The organism is Reyranella sp. (assembly GCF_017305915.1).
Classification (GTDB): domain Bacteria; phylum Pseudomonadota; class Alphaproteobacteria; order Reyranellales; family Reyranellaceae; genus Reyranella.
Genome location: NZ_JAFKJN010000037.1, coordinates 19,190 through 38,944 on the forward strand (window position 1 = coordinate 19,190; position 19,755 = coordinate 38,944).

Here is a 19,755-nt window from a genome sequence, read left to right on the forward strand (position 1 = left end):
TAACAGGCGAAGCGATGCTGCTCTTGACTCGTGAACACGGGGCGAGGCAGCGCGACGCACTGCAGATTTTTGGAGGAACGAACATGGCCGGCGCATTGAGCGGCATCCGCATCGTCGATTTGACCAACGTCATTCTCGGCCCCTACGGCACGATGCTCCTCGCAGACCAGGGCGCCGACGTGATCAAGGTCGAGGCGCCCGAGGGCGACGCGGTGCGCCACATCGGCAAGCCGCGCAGGACGGCCGGCATGGGGCCGGCTTACCTCTACGTCAACCGCAACAAGCGCTCGCTCTGCCTCGACCTCAAGAACCCGAAGGCGCTCGCCGCCCTGGTCGAAGTGATCAAGACCGCGGACGCTTTCGTACACGCGCTGCGACCGCAGGCAATCGAAGGTCTTGGGCTGACCTACGAGGAGGTGCGCAAGATAAAGCCCGACATCGTCTATGTCGGCGCCTACGGCTTCTCGGCCGACGGTCCCTACGGTCGCCTGCCCGCCTATGACGACGCGATCCAGGCACGCTTCGGGATCGCCGACCTGATGGGCCGTGCCGCCGGAGACGACGTGCCGCGCTATCCGCCGACCATCCTGGCCGACAAGACCTGCGGCCTGACCTTTGCTTTCTCCGTGCTTGCAGCGTTGATGCACAAGCAGCGCACCGGCGAGGGCCAGTTCGTCGAGGTGCCGATGTTCGAGACCATGGCCGCGTGGCTGATGGTCGAGCACCTATGGGAGCGCACCTTCGACGACGAGGGCGAGGTCGGCTACAGCCGCCTGCTCGCCCGCACCCGCAAGCCCTACCGCACGCTCGACGGCTGGATGGCGATCCTGCCGTACAACGACAAGCACTGGCGCAACTTCTTCGAGCTGATCGGCCGGCCCGAGGTGCTGAAGGACCCGCGCTACGCGACCCTCAACGCCCGCTCGATGCACATCAACGAGATGTACGCCATGGTCGAGGCGCTGACGCCCTCGCACACTACGGCCGAATGGGTCGCCCTGCTCGACAAAGCGCAGATCCCCAACGCTCCGGTGGCCAAGCCCGCCGACCTGCTCGAGGACCCGCACCTGGTGTGGCGCAAGCTGTTCAAGAAGTACCCGCACCCCAGCGAGGGCGAGATCCTGATGGTCGAGCCGCCGATGCGCATGAGCCGCACCCCGCCCTCGATCCATCGCATGGCGCCGCTGATGGGGGCCGATTCACGCGAAGTGCTGGCCGAGGTGGGCGTCAGCGAGGCCGAGATCGAGGCTCTGAAGCAGGCCGGTGCCCTGATCGAGCCTTAGTTAGCCTGCGACCGCGAGCTCCGCCGCGGCGAGGTCCTCGAGCGCGGTGCCGACGGACTTGAACAGGGTGATGCTGGACGTGTCGCCGGCGAGCCGGCCGGTCTGCTCGCCGCGCGCCAGCTCGAACAGGTCGGCGATGACGTCGTCCTCGTCGATCGTGCCGTTCTTGATGGGCTGCACGATGTCGCCCGCCTCCTTGAGCGCGCCCTGGCGGGTGTCGATGTAGACCCTCGCGCGCCAAACCGCCTTGTCGTCGCTCTCGCGCATCTCGGGGGTGTAGGCGCCCACGAGGTCGATATGTTGTCCCTCGCGCAGCCAGTCGCCTTCGACCAGCGGCTCCCTGGAGAGCGTCGCGCAGGAAATGACATCGGCTTCACCGATCGCCGCCTTGCGGTCGGCAACGGCGCGTACCGCGATCGGCCGCCCGACCGCGGTCGGCAGCGACGCCGCGAGGTGCCGAGCGAGCGCCTCGGCCCGGCTCTGGCGGCGCCCCCAGATCATGACCTCGCGGATCGGCCGCACCTTGGCGTGCACGCGGATGAGATTGGGCGCCAGCGCGCCGGTGCCGATCATCAGCAGGCGCTCCGCGTCGTGCGGCGCGAGATAGCGCGCAGCCAGGCCCGAGGCACAGGCGGTGCGCCGCTTGGTCAGCATCGTACCGTCGAGCAGCGCGACCGGCTGGCCGGTGCTGCCGTCGAGCAGCGCGTACTGGCCGAACACCGAGGGCAGCGACCGCTTGGCGTTGTCGGGGAAGACCGTGACCAGCTTGATGCCGACATGGCGCGGCGACCAGGCCGGCATCAGCAGCAGGGTGCCGGTCGGCAGGTGATGGTGATGCCGCAACGGCACCTCGGCGCCGGCGCGGAAGGCGGCCTCGAGATGGTCGATCAGGGCAAGGTCGTCGAGCGCGGCATCGACGTCCTCAGCCGACAGGATCCTCATCCCTTGAAGGGCTCCGGCGCGACCAGCGCGGTCTGGCGCTCGATTGCCCGCTGCTCGCGCGGCGCGGGACCCGCCGCCGGTGTCGGAGCCGGGGTCGTCGTCGGCCGGGCGGCGGCCAATTGGCTGCGCAGTTCCTCGACCTCGCGCTCCAGCCGCTCGACCTCGCGGCGGCGGCCTCGGGCGTTGCGGCGCTGATGGCGGCCGGCCCACCAGCCCAGCCCCAGCCCGGCCAGCACGCCCAGCAGCAGCACCGCCAGCACCAGCAGGTAGAGCGGCAGCACGACGGTATGGGGAACCGGCCAGAGCGACAGCTCGGTGCGCTCGGTGTTGCTGACGGCGATCAGCACACCGAGCAGCAGGAACAGCAGGAAGAGGGCGCGCGAGAGGAACTTCATGCCGTCCCACCATGCCACGGCGGCAACCTGCATCGCGAGCCTCTTCGCCGTGCCACCTTTGGGCCGCTCGAGCGTTCAGCAGACATGGCCAACTCGTCCTTCGGTGCCCTGGTTCTCCTGATGCTGGTGGTCGCGGCCGCCGTCTTCCTGCTGACGCCGCATGAGCGCAGCGTCGCATCGTTCAATCCGCCGGCCTTCTGGTCGAGCCAGCGCTAGCTCAGCTCTTGTCCTCGCCGGCCGGCTCGGGCGGGGCGAGGCCCGCCGCGCGCACCGCTTCCTTGTTCAGCCGGTCGCGCAGGTCCTTGCCCGTCTTGAAGTAGGGCACCCGCTTGGAGGCCACCGCGACCTGCTCGCCGGTACGCGGATTGCGGCCGGTCCGCGGGTCGCGCTTCTTCACCGAGAAGGCACCAAAGCCGCGCAACTCGACGCGGTCGCCGTTGGACAGCGCTTTCGAGATCTCATCGAAGACCGTGGCGACGATGCGCTCCACATCCCTTTGATAGAGATGAGGATTCTTGGCCGCCAGGCGGGCAATCAGCTCCGACTTGGTCATTGGCGCAATAATAGCGCAATAACTGGCTCCGGACAACTAAGTCCTTGAAACCAAAAGAAAAGGGCCGGCACGCCGGCCGGCCCTTCGATTTGGTCGCAAAAAGCGACCTATTTCTCTTCCTCTTCCTTCTTGCGAAGGGCGGCGCCGAGGATGTCGCCCAGGCTGGCGCCCGAGTCGGACGAGCCGAAGTCGGCCATCGCCTTCTTCTCCTCGTCGAGCTCGCGCGCCTTGACCGACAGCACGACCCGGCGCGAGGCCTTGTCGATGTTGGTGATCTTGGCGTCGAGCTTGTCGCCCACCGCATAGCGGTCGGGGCGCTGCTCGGAGCGGTCGCGGCTGAGCTCGGACTTGCGGATGAAGCCCGGGATGCCGTCCTGCACCGTGACGTCGATGCCGTTGTCCTGGATGCCCGCGACGATGACGGTGACCACGTCGCCCTTCTTGGCGACGGCGTTCACCTTCTCGAACGGGTCGTTGGCGAGCTGCTTGATGCCCAGCGAGATGCGCTCCTTGTCGATGTCGACGTCGAGCACCTTCACCTTAACGGCATCGTTCTTCTTGTAGTCGCGGATCGCCTCGTCGCCGGCCTTGTCCCACGACAGGTCGGAGAGATGGACCATGCCGTCGATGTCGCCGGGCAGGCCGACGAACAGGCCGAACTCGGTGATGTTGCGGACCTCGCCGTCGAGCTCGGTGCCCGCCGGATACTTCTCGGCGAAGCTCTCCCACGGGTTGGCCATGCACTGCTTGAGGCCGAGCGAGATGCGGCGCTTGGACATGTCGACGTCCAGCACCATCACTTCGACCTCCTGCGAGGTCGACACGATCTTGCCGGGGTGCACGTTCTTCTTGGTCCAGCTCATCTCCGAGACGTGGACCAGACCCTCGACGCCCGGCTCCAGCTCCACGAAGGCGCCGTAGTCGGTGATGTTGGTGACGCGGCCCTTGAGCTTGAGGCCGACCGGGTACTTGGCCCCGGCGCCGTCCCACGGATCGCTCATCAGCTGCTTCATGCCGAGCGAGATGCGCTGGGTCTCCGGGTTGAAGCGGATGACCTGCACCTTGACGTTCTGGCCGATGGTCAGTGCCTCGGACGGATGGTTGATGCGCTTCCACGCGATGTCGGTCACGTGCAGCAGGCCATCGACGCCGCCCAGATCGACGAACGCACCATAGTCGGTGATGTTCTTGACCACGCCGTCGAGCACCTGGCCCTCGCTCAGGTTGCCCATCAGGCGGGTACGGTCCTCGGCGCGGGTCTCCTCCATGACGGCGCGGCGCGACACGACGATGTTGCCGCGGCGGCGGTCCATCTTGAGGATCGCGAACTGCTGGTCCTGGCCCATCAGCGGGCCGACGTCGCGCACCGGGCGCACATCGACCTGGCTGCCCGGCAGGAAGGCCACGGCGCCGCCGAGATCGACGGTGAACCCGCCCTTCACACGACCGAAGATCGTGCCCATGACACGCTCTTGGTCGTTGAACGCCTTCTCGAGGACGGTCCAGGCCTCCTCGCGCCGCGCCTTCTCGCGCGACAGGACGGCCTCGCCTTCCTTGTTCTCCATGCGGTCGACGAAGATGTCGACCGTGTCGCCTTCCTTGATCTCGGCGGCGACGCCGCCGTTGTTGAATTCCCTGAGAGGGACTCGGCCTTCGGACTTGAGGCCGACATCGACCACGACGAAGTCGTTGGCGATGCGCACCACGGTTCCCTTGACCACGGTGCCTTCGAAGCTGGATGAACCGCCGAGCGATTCGTCGAGTAGTGCGGCGAACTCTGCGCTGGCGGCATCGTTCGGCTGTTTCCGCAGGGCGCTGCCCTTAGCCATTCAAAACCTCTTCCTTCATCGATCCCGGGCGAAACGCTGCCGCCCGTCGGCCAACCGGTAGATCCGGCGGATCCAGTGCCTTGAAACTCCACGGGACAACTTCCGTTGCCCGCAATCGCCGCTGAGACGTCGTCAGGCTGCCGGCGGCGACTTATGGCGCGGCAACCCGAAAGCCCTTGCCCTCGATGAAAGCCACAGCGGCGGCAAACGCCGCATCGGCATCCATTTCAGTGGTATCGAGAAGCCAGGCATCGGGCGCGGCTTTCAGAGGTGCAGCCGCCCGTTCGCTGTCGCGACGGTCCCGCTCCGCCATCTCGGCAAGAACGCGCGGTTTTATAGTGTCGACCCCTCGCGCCCGCAACTCCTGATACCGCCGCTCCGCCCGGGCCTCCGGGCTCGCGGTCACGAACAATTTCACCGGAGCGTCGGGGCAGATCACGGTGCCGATGTCGCGGCCATCGAGCACCGCGCCCGATGCCTGCGACGAGAATTCCTTTTGGAATTTCAATAGGTTGACCCGAACCTCCGGGATCGCGCCCACCTTCGAGGCCTGCTGGCCCGCCTCGTCGGTCCGAAGCGCCGGATCGGCGAGATCGGCCGCGGTCAGCCGGGCCGCGACCTCGGCGGGCGCCCGGCCGGTCTGCAGCGCCCGCCAGCCGACGGCCCGGTAGAGCAGGCCGGTGTCGAGATGGGGCAGCCGGAAATGCGCCGCCAGCCGCTTGGCCAGCGTCCCCTTGCCCGAGGCCGACGGCCCGTCGACGGCGATGACCAGGCGTTGGGTCATCGGCTCGAGTGGACCGCGGTCCAGGTCCGCTCAGCCTCATGAGCGGACCTGGAGGTCCGCGGTCCGGAAGACGAAGACATCACGCGTCCTCGATCTTGGCGCCGAGGCCGTTCATCAGGGCGGCGAAGCCGGGGAACGAGGTGTCGATCGGCGAGCCGTCGTCGACCGCGACCGCCTCGCGCGCCGCCAGCCCCAGCACCAGGAACGCCATGGCGATGCGATGGTCGAGATGGGTCTTCACCAGGCCGCCGCCGGCCGGCGCCTTGCCATCGCCGTACACGACCAGGAAGTCGGCGCCCATCTCGTGGCGCACGCCGTTGGCGGCGAGGCCCGCGGCGACGCTCGACAGCCGGTCGCTCTCCTTGGCGCGCAGCTCGGCCAGGCCCAGCATGCGCGTGGTGCCCTCGGCGCAGGCCGCGGCAACCGCGAGGATCGGATATTCGTCGATCATGGTCGGCGCGCGCTCGGGCGGCACCTCGATGCCCTTCAGCACGCCGCCCTTCACGTGCAGGTCGGCCACCGGCTCGCCGCCGACCTCGCGCTGGTTCTCGAAGGTGAGGTCGGCGCCCATTTCCTTCAGCGTGGTGTAGAGGCCGGCCCGCAGGGGATTCACGCCGACATTCTCGACCAGCACGTCGCTGCCCGGCTTCACCGCCGCGGCCACCACGGCGAAGGCGGCCGACGACGGATCGCCCGGCACCACGATGTCGCGCGCCTTGAGCTCGGGCCAGCCGACGACCGTGATGCGCTTGCCCCTGTTGTCGGCCGGCGCCACGCGCACCTCGGCGCCGAAATGGCGCAGCATGCGCTCGGTGTGGTCGCGCGTGGCCTCGGGCTCGATCACCGTCGTCTCGCCCGCCGTGTTGAGGCCGGCGAGCAGGATGCAGCTCTTCACCTGCGCCGAGGCGACCGGCAGGGTGTATTCGATCGGCACCATCTCGTCGGTACCGACGATGGCGAGCGGCATGCGGCCGCCCTCGCGCGCCTCGAAGCGGGCGCCCATGCGGCTGAGCGGATCGATCACCCGCTGCATCGGCCGCTTCCGCAGCGACCCGTCGCCGGTCATGAACGAGGTGAAGCGATGGCTCGCCAGGATGCCCGACAGCAGCCGGGCCGAGGTCCCGGAGTTGCCGAGGTCGAGCACGTCGGCCGGCTCCTGGCCGCCGCCGACGCCGAAGCCGCGGACCCGCCATACGCCGTCTTCCCGCACGACCCGCGCGCCCAGCGCCTGCATGGCCGCAGCCGTGCACAGCACATCCTCGCCGGTCAGCAGGCCGGTGATGGCGGTCTCGCCGAGCGCCATGCCGCCGAACATCAGGGCGCGGTGCGATACCGACTTATCGCCCGGGGCACGGACTTTCCCCTCCAGCCGGGCGACCGGACGGGCGATGAGCTTGCGGGGGTTGGCGGCAACGGACAGGACGGGCTCCCAACAAAGGCAAAAGCGCGACGCGGCGCTCTCGTACCATGCCCGAATTTGGTTTTGACAGGGTGAAAGACGCGTGACATACGCCCTCCCTCGCGGCCGAAAGGCCCTTCACAGCGGAATTTCCGGGAGATCCAGAGTGGTCAAGGCGTCCTGGGGTACCAAGCGCACCTGCCAGAACTGTGCAGCGCGCTTCTATGACCTGAACAAGAGCCCGATAAAGTGCCCCAAATGCGGCCGTGAGCATGATCGCGAGGACTTCGTCAAAGTCCGCCGCGGCCGTGCCGCCGCCGCGGCAGCCGGCTCGGCTGCTGCGGCAGCCGCCGCCAAGGCGCTACTCGCGAAGAACAAGAAGGTCGAGGAGGCGGCGACCGACGAAGCGGCGGACGTCGAAGCCGACGACGAGGCGTTGGAGGATACCGACGATCTCGCCGACGAGACCGACGACATCGAGGTCGAGGTCGAGGACGACAAGGGCGAAGGCGATCGCTGATCGCGCGTCTCGACCACCCAGGGTTTCGGGGCCATAGCTCAGCTGGGAGAGCGCTACAATGGCATTGTAGAGGTCGACGGTTCGATCCCGTCTGGCTCCACCAAATCGAGGAAGCGGCCGGCAGGAAACTGCCGGCCCCTTTTGCGTCTACGGTTGCGTTTCCAGGGGCGGTCGCCTTGCCGCCCCCTGCACGCATGACAAAAGGGCAATAACGCCCGCAGTTGCCAGTGGCCCGCGCGCGACTTATACCGTGCGCCGCCAGCACGAATTTCGGGGCCATAGCTCAGCTGGGAGAGCGCTACAATGGCATTGTAGAGGTCGACGGTTCGATCCCGTCTGGCTCCACCAAGATCGAGGGCTCAGCGGGAACCGCTGAGCCCTTTGTCTTTGTTCCCGGCCACGTCGATCAGTAATGCGTGCCGAGCCATTCGGCATCGGCAGCGATGTCTGCCGCGATCAGGCTGAGCGAGTCCTGGCGCGGCGTCGACAGCCCAACCGTCATCCGCCAGGCGACGCAGTTGCGGATCAGGCGGTCGCGCCGGGGGCCGGCGCTGGCATCGATCCGATCCAGATCGCGAAGGGCACTGAAGTGGCGGGCGATCGAATCGGTCAGCTCGACGCTGGGGGACTGGATCCTGGCGCTTCGCGCCGCCGACGCCGCGGCGCCGATCGCGCGGGCCGCGTGCCCGAATTCGGTGTTTTGCATCGGACAACCGCCTGATCAGTTCGACCGAGGGGCCGATTGGCCGGCCCCGCCGCCGTGCAAGACCACCACGGCAAGGCTCTGGGCGATGAGGAACAGGGCGAACAGCCCTCCACCCAGCAACGATTCCATGGCGCTCTCCCTGCCTCTGTGACGGGCCGCAGTGAACCCGACCGCCGTGCGCCGAGCGTGAGCGCAGCGTTCGCGCGGCGTTAAATGTGCGGCCGCCTGCTGAAAATCCTGTCCGCCCGACTGGTTTTCAGGCCGTTAGCCGTTGCATGGACCGAGCAGCGATCAGGAGATTGCTCGAAGCCGCAGAACGGCGCGCCGAGGATGCGGCCGAACGGGTCGCCCGACGGCGCCGGCTCGTCACTGGCCTCGAACGCAACGCAGACCGACGCTGCGGGAACGGGCGGCAGGTTGCCGCCGCCATCCTCGAGCAACTCGAGCTGTCGCACGGGATCATGCTTCAGGACTGCGATCGGCTGCGGCGAGCTGGCCCAGCGAATCGCCTAGCCGGGACGTCTTTCAAGAGCATGACGCGCGACTGGAGCGGCGCGCCGGCAGCGTCTAGAGCTCGTCGCTGTCCGGACTGAGGCGGCTGCGCGCCTTCTCGGGAGTAGCGGGACGAGCAGTGTCGCGGTGATCCGCATCGCTGCGCACAGCCTTCGGCTCGATCCGCCAGCCCTGGCGATCGACGGCTTCACCACCGGGCAGAAAGTCCTCGTCGATGCGATGGCCCGACGTGGCATTCTCCTGCAGGCTGGACGCCAGCATCCCCGTCACCACCAGCGCACCGAGCAGCAGGACGAGGGTGGCGAGCAAGCCCCTCATCGTTGGCGACATGACCGCATTCCCACACAAACCTACACCTTAAATGACGACGATTTGGGGCAGCCCTGAGGCACCGATGCCGACTGCAATTTGCGTAGTCCCGCGTTCGATCGCAGGCTCCGCGGACCGAACGACGGCATTGATCTGTGCGCGAAAACAACCGATAGGACCGCGGGGTTTGGGGACCGGGGAATGCAGAAGGTAGCGACCACCGGCAACGCTACGATCATCGCCTATGACGGCAAGCCATTGCTGGCGACCGATCCGTGGTTCGGCGACGAAGATCCGGCCTATTTCGGCAGCTGGGTGCTGTCGCACCGCATCCCGCAGCAGCTCAAGGACGACATACTCGCCTGCGAATATATCTGGTTCAGCCACGGCCATCCCGACCATCTGAACCCGGCCAGCGTCGAGCGCTTCAAGGGCAAGAAGATCCTGCTCGCCGACCATGTCGGCAGCCGCATCTACGAGGACGTGTCGCCCAACGGCTTCGACGTCACCGTCCTGCCCGACCGCAAGTGGGTGACGCTGTCGGACCACGTCCGGATCCACTGCATCACCACCAGCATCCAGGATACGATCCTGCTGCTCGAGGTCGGCGGCCGGCTGTTCATCAACCTCAACGACGCCGGCGCGCGCGACTGCTCGCGCTACATCCGCAGCATCAGCCGGCACTACCGGCACTCCTACGTGCTGGCGCTGTCGGGCTACGGCGACGCCGACATGATCAACATCTACAAGGAGGACGGCTCCTTCCTCGTGCCGCGCGCGGCGAAGAAGCCGTCGGTCGGCGCCCAGTTCAACAACCTCGTCAAGGCGACCGGCGCGCGGTCGGTCATCCCCTCCTCGTCCTTCCACCAGTACCAGCGCGAGGACTCGATGTGGGCGCAGGCCTACACGACGCCGTTCGAGGCGTTCCAGGGCGGCCTCGATCCCGGCATCGAGTTCATCCCGCCGTTCTCGTCGGTCGATTGCGAGACCGGCCGGATCGAGACGGCGCCCCACGAGGAGCTCGTCGTCACGCCGCGGCCTTCGACCGATTTCGGCGACGACTGGACAGACCAGCTCGAGGCAGCCGACATCAAGAAGATCGAGGACTACTTCAGCCGCAAGGAGCCGGTGCGCAAGCACTTCGGCTTCGTCACCTTCAAGGTCGGCGGCAAGGAGCACGCCTTCAAGATGGCGGGCCGCAAGGACCGCGGCATCACCTTCGAGGTGCCGCGTGGCAGCCTGATGACCTCGATCGACTACCGCATCTTCGACGACCTGCTGATCGGCAACTTCATGAAGACGACGCTGCATGGCCTCGCGTCGCTGAACGACGCGCCGGGCAAGTTCAACTACAGCGTCGCCAAGTACGGCGACAACGGCCGGGCCGAGACCGAGGGAGAGATCGCGAAGTACCTGGCGGAGTATCGGAGGCGGGCCGGCATCGACTACCTGGTGAGCATGCTCGAGGACCAGTCGCGCAACTTCCTCACCCGCTTCGCCAAGCAGGACACGCCGCTCTACCGGATGATGAAGCAGCTCTACATCTCGCTGCGGTAGGCCCGTCCCGCGCCCGCCCGAGCGGCGGGCCTTTCTCGTGCTCAGCGGGCGACCTGAGGCTTGCCCGGCCCGTCGTCCGCCCCGTCCAGCCAGCCGCAGCGGCGGCCGACGGCGGCGATCGCGCTCCTGCCGTCCTCGACATCGAAGCTCGCGTCGATCGCCGCACCGAAGCCGCGGTCGATGACCAGCCTGAGCGCGCCCGCCTCCATCAGCGCGCGGGCGAGCGCGATCGCCCGCTCGCCGCCGAGCGACAGGCAATCGCCGAAAGCGCAGGTGCGCCACGGCGCGCCCTCGGGCTTGCTGCCGTCGATCGACCACTGGACCTGGTTCTGGCCGTTGCCGAAGTACATGTCGGCGGTGGTCAGGCTGAGCGCGGTCCGGCCCTCGGCGCATTCGACGATCAGCAGCGCCCGCTGCAGGCCGCCGCGGTACTTGATCGCCCCCTCGGTCGCCGCGACCTGGCCGATCTCGCCGCGCACCGGGTCCTTGATCGTCACCGAGCGCCAGGGCGCGCCCGCCGGCAGGCCGGCGGCAACCAGCATCGCGAGGCCCAGCAGCATGATCAGCCGGGCGCCGGAATGTAACAATTGCTGCCGGACGAAATTAGCAGAATCGCGCAAAACCCAAGCCTTACAGCGTTTCCGGCCATCCCACCCGGCCGGGCATCGGTGATCAAGGGTACACCAAATACAATTCCGGCGGCGACCGTTACGGGGCCCCGCTGATACAAGCTCTCAACGCCGCTCAACGGCGGTTCTGAGAGCGTACGGCCATTCATATTCTTTTAAGGGGATTAACAATGCTGTCCATTTTCCGCCGCCTGATGAAGTCCGAGAAGGGCGCCACCGCCATCGAATACACACTGATCGCCTCGCTGATCGCCGTCGCCGCGATCACCGCCATGGGCTCCGTCGGTACCAAGGTCAACGCCGTGCTGAGCAACGTCGCCAGCACGATGAAGTAAGCCTGAGCAGGAAGGATAGCCGGGCCGGGCGGCAACCCAGAGCCGCCCGCGCCAAGCCCTTCCCCCTCGAAAAGCCGCCCGGCCGCAAGCCGGGCGTTTTTTTGCCCCCATTCCGCGCCATCATCGCGCCGAAAAGGGGGGAGCCGCATGCAACGCCTCGCGACCGTCGTAACCCCGGCTGCCGGCCTGCTGGCGGTGGTCGCCGCACCGGCGCCGGCGCAGGTCGGCCCTTACGACGAGGTCTATGAGCGCAACGTCGGCAAGGGCCCGGCGCTCAAGTTCGCGCACGACATCGACGCGCTGTGGTACCGCGGCGGCGCGCTGTCCCCGCTGCCGATGCAATGGTGAACGCGATGCGTGGCGCACGGGCGATCCTGGCGGCGCTGGCGCTGGCGGCTTGCAGCAGCGACGTGCCGCTGGCGCCGCGCGATCTCGATGAGGCCGCCAAGCGCTTCGATCCGCCGCCGCCGGGACTCGCGGCGCTCTATGTCGTGCGCGAGGGCACCTTCGTGTCGGCGCCGGTGACGCTGCTGGTCGACCGGCGGCGGGTCGGGCTGCTGGGCTACGACACCTACTCCCGGCTCGAGCTGCCGCCCGGCGGCCACGCCGTGCGCGTGCAGGACCTCGATAGCGGCCAGCAGCTTGCGGTGACCAACGTTCAGCTCGCGGTCGGCGACATCCGCTTCGTGTCGGTCGGCACTGCCGCGCTCGACTCGCCGCTCACCAACACCATCACCGAGATGAACGCCCGCGAGCTGCCGGGGACGCAGGGCCGTACCGCGGTGGCCGGCAAACGGCTGGTAGCGCGGGGCCGCTGAGCGGTCAGAATCGCTTGAAGATCGGGAAGCGCGACCGGCGCACTGCCGGCGAATCGTTGAACAGCACCAGGAAGAGCTGCTGCTGCTGCTGGCCGACCCGCGGGTCCTCCGGCCTGGTGGCCGGTGTCGTCGCGGTCGCCTGCGACAGTGCCTGGTCGTTGCGGCAATAGACGCCGAGAGAGCGGGGCGCGGCCGGTTGGCCTGCATCACCGGCAACAGGCGGCGCTGCATCTCTTGCTGCTTCAGTTGCGGAAACGGATTGCCGTCGACGATGACGCGGAAAGTCCTGCCGTTGGTGGCGGCATAGAACGCGCTGAAGTCATATTGCGGCGCATAGTCCGTGCCGCCGATCATCGGCGACGTCGAGACGCGCAAGCCGCGAGCAGCATCGCGGCCAGCAGGACAGGCGCGCGCATAGCGCTCACGCTCAAGGTGTTCAGGTGGTGGCTCCGCGCGGCGTACGGTCGCGCTTGGCGCCCTTGAGGTCGGCGTTCTGGCTGCCGGGCAGCGCCGCGTCGTTCTTCTTGCGCTCGTCCTTGCGCTTGTCGTCGCGCTGCGGCGGGTCGGCGTGGGCGCCGGGATTGAGCCGCTCGTAATCGTGATGGTCGTTGGGTCGGTCGACAGGTCGAGGCATCGGGTCCTCCCTGATGGTCTCTTCGTCAACGGCCGCGATCATGCGATTGTTGCCGCCATGCCCTCCACCAAGCCGCAACTCTACCGCTTCGAGGACGACGGCCAGACGCCCAACAACCCGCGCCTGCCGTTGCTGCTCTACCGCGGTGTCGTCGAAAACGGCGGCCGCGATCCCGCCGCAGCCTACGAGACGATGTTCGAAGGCCACGGCTGGGGCGATTCCTGGCGCAACGGCATCTTTCCGTTCCTGCACTTCCATGCCGCCGCACACGAAGTGCTGGGCATCGCTCGCGGCTCCGCACAGGTGCAGTTCGGCGGCGACAACGGACAGACGCTGCAGGTCGAAGCCGGCGATGTCGTCGTGCTGCCCGCCGGCACCGGCCATCGCCGTATTTCGGCCAGCCCCGACCTGCTGGTGGTCGGGGCCTACCCGGCCGGCAGCGACTACGGCCAGCACCGTCCCGGGCAGATCGACCTTCGGCAGGCACAGGTGCGGATCGCCAGCGTGCCGCTGCCGGACCAGGATCCGGTCTACGGCCAGGACGGGCCGCTGATTGAGGCGTGGCATCCGCATCGCTAATTCGGGCTGCTCGGCTGGGCGGCGCCGCGGGCGCGGGCGAGCTCGCCGCGGGCGCGGCGGATCGACGGGTTCTGGATGTCGATGCGCTCGGCCTCGTTGAGGGCGCTGTCGGCGGCGGCGAAGTCGCGCCGCGCCACCGCCTCGCGCATGCGGGTCAGCGCCTGGGCGATGCGGGCCTCGCGACGCGACGTCTTCTCCTGCGATTGCTGGAGCGCGGTGCGCAGCGTGGCGATCTCCGGCGCGTCGGGCTTCAACCGGCTCGCCTCGGCGAGAGCGGCTTCCGCCGCCGGCGCATCGTCGTGCTCGATCGCCAGCTGCGCCCGCTTGATCTGGCTGGCATGGCCGCCCTCCGGAGTGCGCAGCTGCTCGATGTCGCGCCGCGCCTCCTCGAGCTCGGGCAGGTCGGGCACCACCTTCTTGGCCTTCCCCAGCGTCGCCTCGGCCGCATTGAAGTTGCCGGCCGCCGCCTGGCGGCGTGCCTCGCCGATCAGGTCGACCGCCTCGTCGCGGCGCAGTCCACTGACTGTCGGCGTGAGGTCGTCATCCGGATCGGCCAGAGCCGACGAGGTCTGGGCCGACGAAGTCTGGGCCGATGAACTCTGACCCGGCCCGGGCTGCTGCGCCTGGGCGCTGCGGCGCGGTGCATTGCTGTCGGGATTGGCGGTCGAGCGCGGATTGGAATGCGAGAAGGCGATCACGCCCACGGCCAGGAGGATGACGGCGACGGCCAGGGCCCCGTAGCGGATCTGTCGTTTGCGGGTCTCGCTGAGCTCGCGGTAGCGCACGCGGTCCCTCCAGTCATCCGGATGTGCAAACGCAATCGGTCTCGACGGGTTCCCCGAATGCTGCACCAAGGGCTTGCGAGGGCGAAACGAGAACGACCGCATCATCTGGATTGATTTGCATCGGCGGCAACAAATCGGCACGAAGGGTGTTGAATCGGCCGCCTAAGAGAGGGTTTTTCATGCCGGCGCGTCCATCCTGGGAAGGCCATTTGCGGCTGTCGCTCGTCACCTGTCCGGTGTCGCTCTATCCCGCGACCAGCGAAGCCGAGACCATCCGCTTCAACCTGATCAACCCGCAGACCAACAACCGCATCAAGATGAAGACCGTCGACGCCGGCACCGGCGAGGAGGTCTCGCGCGGCGAGCTGGTCAAGGGCTACCAGGTCGCCAAGGACGAGTACGTCCTCCTGAGCAAGGACGATTTCGAATCGGTGAAGCTCGAATCGACGCGCATCATCGACATCGAGAAGTTCGTGCCGCGCGACGGCATTGACCGGTTGTACTGGGACACGCCCTACCACCTGGTGCCCTCGGGCAAGACCGGCATCGAGGCCTTCGCGGTGATCCGCGAGGCGATGAAACAGAAGCGCATGATCGCCATCGGCCGGCTGGTGATGAGCACGCGCGAGCGGATCTGCGCCATCGAGATCGAGGATGACGGGTTGCTCCTGACCACGCTCCGCACGGCCGAGGAAGTGCGCGCGCTGACCGATCTGTCGGCGCCGTCGCTGCCCAAGCCCGACGCGCAGATGCTGGCGATCGCCGAGAAGATCGTCGACCAGCAGACCGGCAAGTTCGACCCGGCGGAGTTCGTCGACCGCTACGAGGACGCGCTGCGCGCCCTGATCGAGGACAAGCGCAAGGGCCGGGTCATCAAGCCGGCCAAGGCGGCCAACGATGACGGCAAGGTGGTCGACCTGATGGCGGCGCTGCGCAACAGCCTGAAGGGCGGCGCCGGCGCGCGCGACCGCGCCGAGAGCGTTGCCGCCACGGCCCGCCGCGCCCCAGCCAAGAGCAAGAAGAAGCCGGCTCGCCGCAGCGCCGCCTGACGGCGGCGCGCGTTGCGACATTCGCGCGCACCCGGAGAGTTCCGGCAACTTGTAGCCCTTGGCAGCGAGCCGCTGACCGCCAGCCTGCTGCCGCCGACAGCCCACTACCGCACGGCGTCGTTCTACTGATCGAGGAAGCCGAAGCGCGCGTCGATCAAGCAGCCCTGGCTGTCGCGGCAGATCAGCAGCTCCTCCGGCCGCTTGGTCGGATCGCGACGCTGGCAGGTCAGGAAATCGTCGTTGCCCTTGGCGATCTGCTTCTGCGCCAGCGTGCGTTCCCGCCGGCCCTGGTCGCGTGACGTGAAAATCTGGCGGGTGAGATAGTCCCACAGCCGCTTGTCCCGCACCTTGGCCGCCTCGAGCTGCTCGGCGACGTCCTTGCATTCGCGCCGGGTCGAGTTGGCGCATTGCTCCTTTAGGAACAGCTCCAGCGAGCGCATGCGCGCTTCCGACACGCCGGCACAGTAGCTCGCCAGCCGCTCCTGCTCGGTCAGGAACCCGACCCCCTGCGCCCCCGCGACCGCCGCCCCCAGCGCCAGCCCGAGGCCCGCCATCGTCAACCACACCCACCGCATGCCCCATTTCTAACGGCCACCCGCCCGTATCCGCAACGGGCCGAGGACGGCCTCGGGTGCATCCTGGGTGTAGGGCTCGTACGATCGCGTCAACGCCCCCGGCCCCGAAGCTGGCAATGCCGCGAACCAGCAAAAGTTGTGGGCACCGTTTCGGTACACTTGGCCAATAACGGAGAAAACGGCGAAAACCGAGGGGCCTGACGGATCTCGAACGACCGGGCTCATCTGCCTGCACGCCTCCTTCGACTCGGACGGAGGCACCATAAGCACGATCTCCTGCACCGCCTAATATGGGCAATGGCCGGCGAATTTCGCCGCCAAACACGGCACGCGAATCGCGTTCCATTGCCCATATTGGACGAGCGGCAGGTCGAGTTACCCACAAGGAGGAACGGCCGGACTTTCGTCCGGCCGCGCGAGGTGAGGAGAGGAGACGGTCGCGATGAATTACTGGATGACGATCTCGACGCGGCGGTTCTGCGGCTCGCGCACGCCGTCGGCGGTCTGCACCAGCGGCTGGCTCTCGCCCTTGCCGACCACCGAGATCGCCGTCGCCGGCACGCCGTCCCGGACGAGCGCGTCCTTGACCGTGTTGGCGCGGCGCAGCGACAGCGCCATGTTGTAGTTGTCGGGGCCCGACTTGTCGGCGTGACCGGTGGCTATCACGCGCGCGCTGCCGCGCTGCTGGTAGGCCTGTGCGACCTGCTGCAGCGTCTGGTGCGCCTGCGGCGAGAGATCCGAGCGATCCCAATCGAAGAACACCATGAAGGACGGCGCGGCGGCGGGCGCCGGAGCCGGCGGCGGCGCGGCGGGCGCGGCCTCGGGCTGGCCGAACTTGTAGGTCAGGCCCAGCATCACCGAGAAGTTGTTGTTGTTGTACTGGCCGGGATTGGTGGTGCCGTAGTAGCGGCCGTCGAGATCGAGGCGCCAGCCCGGCGCCATGTTGTAGCCGATGCCGACGATGCCCTGGTAGGCGAACTGGGTGCTGCACATGGTGCAGCCCGACGAGATCGACGGATCGACGAAGGCGATGCCGGCGCCCGCGCCGACATACGGCGTGATGACGGCGCCCGGGAAGAAGTCGTAGAGCGCATTGGCCATCACCGAGACCTGGTTGATGGTGCCGTAACGGTTGGCGAACGTGCCGTTGGAATAGGCGACCGTGCCGGTGCCGTTGTTCTGGCGATACATGCCTTCCAACTCGATGCGCGGGCCGACGAAGTCGTAGCCGACCTTGCCGCCGGCGGCCCAGCCGGTGTTCATCGAGTAGCTGTTGTTGTTGAGCAGCCAGTTCAGGCCGCCCTCCGCGCCGATGTAGAAGCCGGGATAGGTCGGATAAGCGGACTGGCCGAACAACGACTGCGCGTTGGCAGCGGCGATCGGCAGAGCCACGAGCGCGACCGCGCCCAACAGAACATTCTTCATATGCGGTACTTCCTCACGAGGTTGACGCAACCAGGTTACGCAACTTCCCAACGCCACCTCTCCGCCTCCGTTGCCCTATCCGTCACACTGCAGCCCATACTGTGACGCACACGCCACACATCGTGCTTTTGCTGTGGCGACTTCGGTGCGACTGTGCGGAAAAAGGGGAGAAGTGATGACGCGCCTGCTGGGGCTGTGCGCATTGATATTCGCAGGGCTTCTGCCGATGTCCGTAATGGCACAAGGTCCGAATTGGGATGGCTACTATCTCGGCGCGAGCCTCGGCGCGCGCTTCGCGTCGAACGACTGGGTCACCAGCCGCGCCTGTCCCAACGTGGCGGTCTGCAGCGGCGGCATCCCGGGGCCCGACTTCGCGCAGACGTTCAACAGCACGAGTGCGCGCATTGCCGCGTTCGGCGGCCGCAACTGGATGTTGGGCTCGACCTGGCTCGCCGGGCTGGAAGCGGAGATCGGTTGGGCCGACAACCGCAACACCAACAGCCCGATTCCCGGCACGACGCTGAGCGGCGGCATCGTGCCCTCGATCACCAACGGCGATACGGCGTCGGTCGACCTGTCGTGGGATGCGAGCGTCCGCGCCCGCATCGGCGCGCTTGTGCAGCCCAACACGCTACTGTTCGCGACGGCGGGCCTCGCGCTGCAGCGCGTCGACATGACGGCGACCTGCAACAACAACGGCGCCACCACCTACTGCACCTCGCCACCCGGCGCGCCGCACTACGAGGTGCAGAGCCTGGTCCTGCCCGGCTGGACGATCGGGGCCGGGCTCGAGCACCTGCTGGCGCCCAACTGGCTGGTGCGGCTGGAGGACCGCTATGCCGACTTCGGCCAGGCAAACCCGACCTTCTTCACCTACAACTTCGGCAATGGCGGCGACGACCGGGTCTACGCCCACGTCTATGTCCGGACCCACACGGCCAGCCTCGGGGTGGCCTATAAGTTTTGACGGTCGGGCTTCCCTGGTGTGAATTTTCAGTTTCGGACCATAAATATTGTGGCTGGACCGCCACAATCGCGCTACCCTTCGTTCGGTAGCTGAAGGAGGTGCATATCCGTCCGAGGATCATGGTCCCCGACGGAGTCCAGATCACCGGTGGTTTCCACCGCGTGCCCTGTCAGCTTCACCTCCCGGCTGCCGATCGCCCACGCCTCCGCCTTGCGGAGGCGTTTTTGTTTCCAGACACCGGAGTTCGAATATGGCCAAACGCGCTGCCCGCCGCGCCAAGCTGCATGCCATCGACAACGACCGTATTCACAGCCTGGTGTTCGACCAAAAGCCGGCGAACGACCGGGACCAGAGCTATATCCGCAAGGTCCGACCGCGCTCCGATAATCAGCGCCTGCTGATGGAGGCGATCGAGAGCAAGCCGCTCACCATCGCGGTCGGCCCCGCCGGCACCGGCAAGACCTACCTCGCGATCTCGGCCGCCGTGGAAGCGCTGGAGGCCGGCACGGTCTCCCGCATCCTGCTGAGCCGGCCGGCGGTCGAGGCCGGCGAGAACCTGGGCTTCCTGCCCGGCGACATGCGCGAGAAGCTCGACCCCTACCTGCGGCCGCTGTGGGACGCCCTGAACGACCGGCTGGGCGCCAAGCGCCTGCGCCAGAACCTCGACGACGGCACCATCGAGATCGCCCCGGTTGCATTCATGCGCGGCCGCACGCTCAACAACAGCTTCGTGCTGATCGACGAGGCGCAGAACTGCACCTACGGCCAGCTCAAGATGCTGCTGACCCGGCTGGGCTGGCATTCGACCATGGTGATGACCGGCGACCCCGACCAGACCGACCTGCTGCCCGAACTGTCGGGCCTGGGCGCCATCGCCCAGCGGCTCGAGAACTTCGAGGATATCGCAGTCGTGCGGCTGGCGGACAAGGACGTGGTGCGCCATCCCCTGGTCGGCCGGATGTTGTCCGTACTCTAACAATCCCCGGGTTTATCCACAGATCGATATGTTCCACCCAATCGGATCAAATGCGGAACATTTCGCTTTGCACGCTCTAAGTGAGAGCTATTCGCAACGGTAATAACGCAATATAAACAATGGACTAACAGCGGGGTGGCAGGCGACTGCCACCCCGCTTACATTGAGTCAATACAGTGACGCGCCTGGAGCA

Annotated in this window: 25 protein-coding genes and 2 tRNA genes; 13 read left to right on the forward strand and 14 right to left on the reverse strand. The window is 67.3% G+C overall.

Annotated features, from left to right (window positions below; genetic code table 11):
* Nucleotides 1-83: 83 nt before the first annotated feature.
* Nucleotides 84-1,283, forward strand: coding sequence for a CoA transferase (locus J0J01_RS29185; protein WP_296387144.1), 1,200 nt, complete (start codon nt 84-86; stop codon nt 1,281-1,283).
* Here J0J01_RS29185 and J0J01_RS29190 read toward each other — a convergent pair whose 3' ends face one another.
* The gene (locus J0J01_RS29190; protein ID WP_296387145.1) at nt 1,284-2,225 is read right to left on the reverse strand and encodes an ornithine cyclodeaminase family protein; all 942 of its coding nucleotides are present in this window, start codon (nt 2,223-2,225) and stop codon (nt 1,284-1,286) included.
* Entirely contained in the window at nt 2,222-2,653 is a 432-nt protein-coding gene (locus tag J0J01_RS29195; protein WP_296387146.1) for a lipopolysaccharide assembly protein LapA domain-containing protein, read from the reverse strand. Before J0J01_RS29195 ends, J0J01_RS29190 begins: the two co-directional genes overlap by 4 nt.
* A 51-nt stretch (nt 2,654-2,704) precedes the next feature.
* Between J0J01_RS29195 and J0J01_RS29200 the strand changes: the two genes are divergently transcribed.
* A complete protein-coding gene (locus J0J01_RS29200) occupies nt 2,705-2,836 on the forward strand; it encodes a hypothetical protein (RefSeq protein WP_296387147.1) in 132 nt (43 codons plus the stop codon).
* A 1-nt stretch (nt 2,837) separates the two neighbouring features.
* Here J0J01_RS29200 and ihfB read toward each other — a convergent pair whose 3' ends face one another.
* The 4 genes from ihfB to aroA all read right to left on the reverse strand — a co-directional run bounded on the left by ihfB (nt 2,838) and on the right by aroA (nt 7,206).
* Nucleotides 2,838-3,173 (reverse strand): integration host factor subunit beta, encoded by a 336-nt coding sequence (gene ihfB, locus J0J01_RS29205; protein ID WP_296387148.1) that lies wholly within the window; start codon nt 3,171-3,173, stop codon nt 2,838-2,840.
* A 107-nt stretch (nt 3,174-3,280) separates the two neighbouring features.
* Nucleotides 3,281-5,002, reverse strand: coding sequence for a 30S ribosomal protein S1 (gene rpsA / locus J0J01_RS29210; RefSeq protein ID WP_296387149.1), 1,722 nt, complete (start codon nt 5,000-5,002; stop codon nt 3,281-3,283).
* 151 nt (nt 5,003-5,153) lie between these two features.
* Nucleotides 5,154-5,774: a d(CMP) kinase gene (locus J0J01_RS29215; RefSeq protein WP_296387195.1), complete on the reverse strand. Its 621-nt coding sequence runs from the start codon at nt 5,772-5,774 to the stop codon at nt 5,154-5,156.
* A gap of 91 nt (nt 5,775-5,865) precedes the next feature.
* Nucleotides 5,866-7,206 carry a 3-phosphoshikimate 1-carboxyvinyltransferase gene (gene aroA, locus J0J01_RS29220; RefSeq protein ID WP_296387196.1) on the reverse strand — a complete coding sequence of 447 codons (1,341 nt, stop codon included), beginning with the start codon at nt 7,204-7,206 and terminating at the stop codon, nt 5,866-5,868.
* A gap of 145 nt (nt 7,207-7,351) precedes the next feature.
* Here aroA and J0J01_RS29225 point away from each other — a divergent pair, with 145 nt between their 5' ends.
* The 3 genes from J0J01_RS29225 (at nt 7,352) to J0J01_RS29235 (ending at nt 8,053) form a co-directional block, all read left to right on the forward strand.
* Nucleotides 7,352-7,705 (forward strand): TIGR02300 family protein, encoded by a 354-nt coding sequence (locus J0J01_RS29225; protein ID WP_296387150.1) that lies wholly within the window; start codon nt 7,352-7,354, stop codon nt 7,703-7,705.
* Between the two features lie 27 nt (nt 7,706-7,732).
* Nucleotides 7,733-7,808, forward strand: a tRNA-Ala gene (locus J0J01_RS29230).
* 169 nt (nt 7,809-7,977) lie between these two features.
* A tRNA-Ala gene (locus tag J0J01_RS29235) sits at nt 7,978-8,053 on the forward strand.
* 58 nt (nt 8,054-8,111) lie between these two features.
* Here the strand turns inward: J0J01_RS29235 and J0J01_RS29240 are convergent.
* The 3 genes from J0J01_RS29240 to J0J01_RS29250 form a co-directional block, all read right to left on the reverse strand.
* Nucleotides 8,112-8,411 (reverse strand): hypothetical protein, encoded by a 300-nt coding sequence (locus J0J01_RS29240; RefSeq protein ID WP_296387151.1) that lies wholly within the window; start codon nt 8,409-8,411, stop codon nt 8,112-8,114.
* Between the two features lie 209 nt (nt 8,412-8,620).
* Nucleotides 8,621-8,866: a hypothetical protein gene (locus J0J01_RS29245; protein ID WP_296387152.1), complete on the reverse strand. Its 246-nt coding sequence runs from the start codon at nt 8,864-8,866 to the stop codon at nt 8,621-8,623.
* A gap of 112 nt (nt 8,867-8,978) precedes the next feature.
* Entirely contained in the window at nt 8,979-9,233 is a 255-nt protein-coding gene (locus J0J01_RS29250; RefSeq protein ID WP_296387153.1) for a hypothetical protein, read from the reverse strand.
* A gap of 201 nt (nt 9,234-9,434) precedes the next feature.
* On the opposite strand from J0J01_RS29250, the gene J0J01_RS29255 reads away from it, so the two are divergent.
* Nucleotides 9,435-10,790, forward strand: coding sequence for a hypothetical protein (locus J0J01_RS29255; protein ID WP_296387154.1), 1,356 nt, complete (start codon nt 9,435-9,437; stop codon nt 10,788-10,790).
* Nucleotides 10,791-10,831: 41 nt separating this feature from the next.
* On the opposite strand, the gene J0J01_RS29260 is transcribed toward J0J01_RS29255, so the two are convergent.
* Nucleotides 10,832-11,350, reverse strand: coding sequence for a type VI secretion system-associated protein TagO (locus J0J01_RS29260; RefSeq protein ID WP_296387155.1), 519 nt, complete (start codon nt 11,348-11,350; stop codon nt 10,832-10,834).
* Nucleotides 11,351-11,589: 239 nt separating this feature from the next.
* Between J0J01_RS29260 and J0J01_RS29265 the strand changes: the two genes are divergently transcribed.
* The 3 genes from J0J01_RS29265 to J0J01_RS29275 all read left to right on the forward strand — a co-directional run bounded on the left by J0J01_RS29265 (nt 11,590) and on the right by J0J01_RS29275 (nt 12,572).
* Nucleotides 11,590-11,754 (forward strand): Flp family type IVb pilin, encoded by a 165-nt coding sequence (locus tag J0J01_RS29265; protein WP_296387156.1) that lies wholly within the window; start codon nt 11,590-11,592, stop codon nt 11,752-11,754.
* 147 nt (nt 11,755-11,901) lie between these two features.
* A complete protein-coding gene (locus J0J01_RS29270; protein ID WP_296387157.1) occupies nt 11,902-12,102 on the forward strand; it encodes a hypothetical protein in 201 nt (66 codons plus the stop codon).
* A 5-nt stretch (nt 12,103-12,107) separates the two neighbouring features.
* Nucleotides 12,108-12,572 (forward strand): hypothetical protein, encoded by a 465-nt coding sequence (locus tag J0J01_RS29275; protein WP_296387158.1) that lies wholly within the window; start codon nt 12,108-12,110, stop codon nt 12,570-12,572.
* A 436-nt stretch (nt 12,573-13,008) separates the two neighbouring features.
* Here J0J01_RS29275 and J0J01_RS29280 read toward each other — a convergent pair whose 3' ends face one another.
* The gene (locus J0J01_RS29280) at nt 13,009-13,206 is read right to left on the reverse strand and encodes a hypothetical protein (RefSeq protein WP_296387159.1); all 198 of its coding nucleotides are present in this window, start codon (nt 13,204-13,206) and stop codon (nt 13,009-13,011) included.
* A 57-nt stretch (nt 13,207-13,263) separates the two neighbouring features.
* On the opposite strand from J0J01_RS29280, the gene J0J01_RS29285 reads away from it, so the two are divergent.
* The gene (locus tag J0J01_RS29285) at nt 13,264-13,785 is read left to right on the forward strand and encodes a cupin domain-containing protein (RefSeq protein ID WP_296387160.1); all 522 of its coding nucleotides are present in this window, start codon (nt 13,264-13,266) and stop codon (nt 13,783-13,785) included.
* Here J0J01_RS29285 and J0J01_RS29290 read toward each other — a convergent pair.
* Entirely contained in the window at nt 13,782-14,570 is a 789-nt protein-coding gene (locus J0J01_RS29290; protein WP_296387161.1) for a hypothetical protein, read from the reverse strand. The genes J0J01_RS29285 and J0J01_RS29290 overlap by 4 nt on opposite strands.
* Before the next feature lie 179 nt (nt 14,571-14,749).
* On the opposite strand from J0J01_RS29290, the gene J0J01_RS29295 reads away from it, so the two are divergent.
* Nucleotides 14,750-15,619, forward strand: a complete 870-nt coding sequence (locus J0J01_RS29295) for a Ku protein (protein WP_296387162.1) — start codon at nt 14,750-14,752, stop codon at nt 15,617-15,619.
* A 122-nt stretch (nt 15,620-15,741) separates the two neighbouring features.
* Here the strand turns inward: J0J01_RS29295 and J0J01_RS29300 are convergent, their stop codons facing one another.
* Nucleotides 15,742-16,194 (reverse strand): hypothetical protein, encoded by a 453-nt coding sequence (locus J0J01_RS29300; RefSeq protein WP_296387163.1) that lies wholly within the window; start codon nt 16,192-16,194, stop codon nt 15,742-15,744.
* Between the two features lie 447 nt (nt 16,195-16,641).
* Complete coding sequence (locus J0J01_RS29305; protein ID WP_296387164.1) at nt 16,642-17,619, reverse strand: OmpA family protein; 978 nt, start codon at nt 17,617-17,619, stop codon at nt 16,642-16,644.
* A gap of 175 nt (nt 17,620-17,794) precedes the next feature.
* On the opposite strand from J0J01_RS29305, the gene J0J01_RS29310 reads away from it, so the two are divergent.
* On the forward strand, nt 17,795-18,586 hold the full coding sequence (locus J0J01_RS29310) for an outer membrane beta-barrel protein (protein ID WP_296387165.1): 792 nt from the start codon (nt 17,795-17,797) through the stop codon (nt 18,584-18,586).
* 250 nt (nt 18,587-18,836) lie between these two features.
* Entirely contained in the window at nt 18,837-19,562 is a 726-nt protein-coding gene (locus J0J01_RS29315) for a PhoH family protein (RefSeq protein ID WP_296387166.1), read from the forward strand.
* The last annotated feature ends 193 nt before the right edge of the window (nt 19,563-19,755 follow it).

What these genes read in the sequence shown, in the direction of transcription:
- J0J01_RS29190 (WP_296387145.1), bottom strand. Translation starts at nt 2,225, where the DNA reads ATGAGGATCCTGTCGGCTGAGGACGTCGATGCCGCGCTCGACGACCTT.
- J0J01_RS29265 (WP_296387156.1), top strand. Translation starts at nt 11,590, where the DNA reads ATGCTGTCCATTTTCCGCCGCCTGATGAAGTCCGAGAAGGGCGCCACC.
- J0J01_RS29315 (WP_296387166.1), top strand. Translation starts at nt 18,837, where the DNA reads ATGGCCAAACGCGCTGCCCGCCGCGCCAAGCTGCATGCCATCGACAAC.
- J0J01_RS29260 (WP_296387155.1), bottom strand. Translation starts at nt 11,350, where the DNA reads ATGCTGCTGGGCCTCGCGATGCTGGTTGCCGCCGGCCTGCCGGCGGGC.
- J0J01_RS29195 (WP_296387146.1), bottom strand. Translation starts at nt 2,653, where the DNA reads ATGCAGGTTGCCGCCGTGGCATGGTGGGACGGCATGAAGTTCCTCTCG.
- J0J01_RS29305 (WP_296387164.1), bottom strand. Translation starts at nt 17,619, where the DNA reads ATGAAGAATGTTCTGTTGGGCGCGGTCGCGCTCGTGGCTCTGCCGATC.
- J0J01_RS29270 (WP_296387157.1), top strand. Translation starts at nt 11,902, where the DNA reads ATGCAACGCCTCGCGACCGTCGTAACCCCGGCTGCCGGCCTGCTGGCG.
- J0J01_RS29310 (WP_296387165.1), top strand. Translation starts at nt 17,795, where the DNA reads ATGACGCGCCTGCTGGGGCTGTGCGCATTGATATTCGCAGGGCTTCTG.
- J0J01_RS29240 (WP_296387151.1), bottom strand. Translation starts at nt 8,411, where the DNA reads ATGCAAAACACCGAATTCGGGCACGCGGCCCGCGCGATCGGCGCCGCG.
- J0J01_RS29185 (WP_296387144.1), top strand. Translation starts at nt 84, where the DNA reads ATGGCCGGCGCATTGAGCGGCATCCGCATCGTCGATTTGACCAACGTC.
- J0J01_RS29200 (WP_296387147.1), top strand. Translation starts at nt 2,705, where the DNA reads ATGGCCAACTCGTCCTTCGGTGCCCTGGTTCTCCTGATGCTGGTGGTC.
- ihfB (WP_296387148.1), bottom strand. Translation starts at nt 3,173, where the DNA reads ATGACCAAGTCGGAGCTGATTGCCCGCCTGGCGGCCAAGAATCCTCAT.
- J0J01_RS29255 (WP_296387154.1), top strand. Translation starts at nt 9,435, where the DNA reads ATGCAGAAGGTAGCGACCACCGGCAACGCTACGATCATCGCCTATGAC.
- J0J01_RS29300 (WP_296387163.1), bottom strand. Translation starts at nt 16,194, where the DNA reads ATGCGGTGGGTGTGGTTGACGATGGCGGGCCTCGGGCTGGCGCTGGGG.
- J0J01_RS29280 (WP_296387159.1), bottom strand. Translation starts at nt 13,206, where the DNA reads ATGCCTCGACCTGTCGACCGACCCAACGACCATCACGATTACGAGCGG.
- J0J01_RS29295 (WP_296387162.1), top strand. Translation starts at nt 14,750, where the DNA reads ATGCCGGCGCGTCCATCCTGGGAAGGCCATTTGCGGCTGTCGCTCGTC.
- J0J01_RS29275 (WP_296387158.1), top strand. Translation starts at nt 12,108, where the DNA reads ATGCGTGGCGCACGGGCGATCCTGGCGGCGCTGGCGCTGGCGGCTTGC.
- rpsA (WP_296387149.1), bottom strand. Translation starts at nt 5,002, where the DNA reads ATGGCTAAGGGCAGCGCCCTGCGGAAACAGCCGAACGATGCCGCCAGC.
- J0J01_RS29285 (WP_296387160.1), top strand. Translation starts at nt 13,264, where the DNA reads ATGCCCTCCACCAAGCCGCAACTCTACCGCTTCGAGGACGACGGCCAG.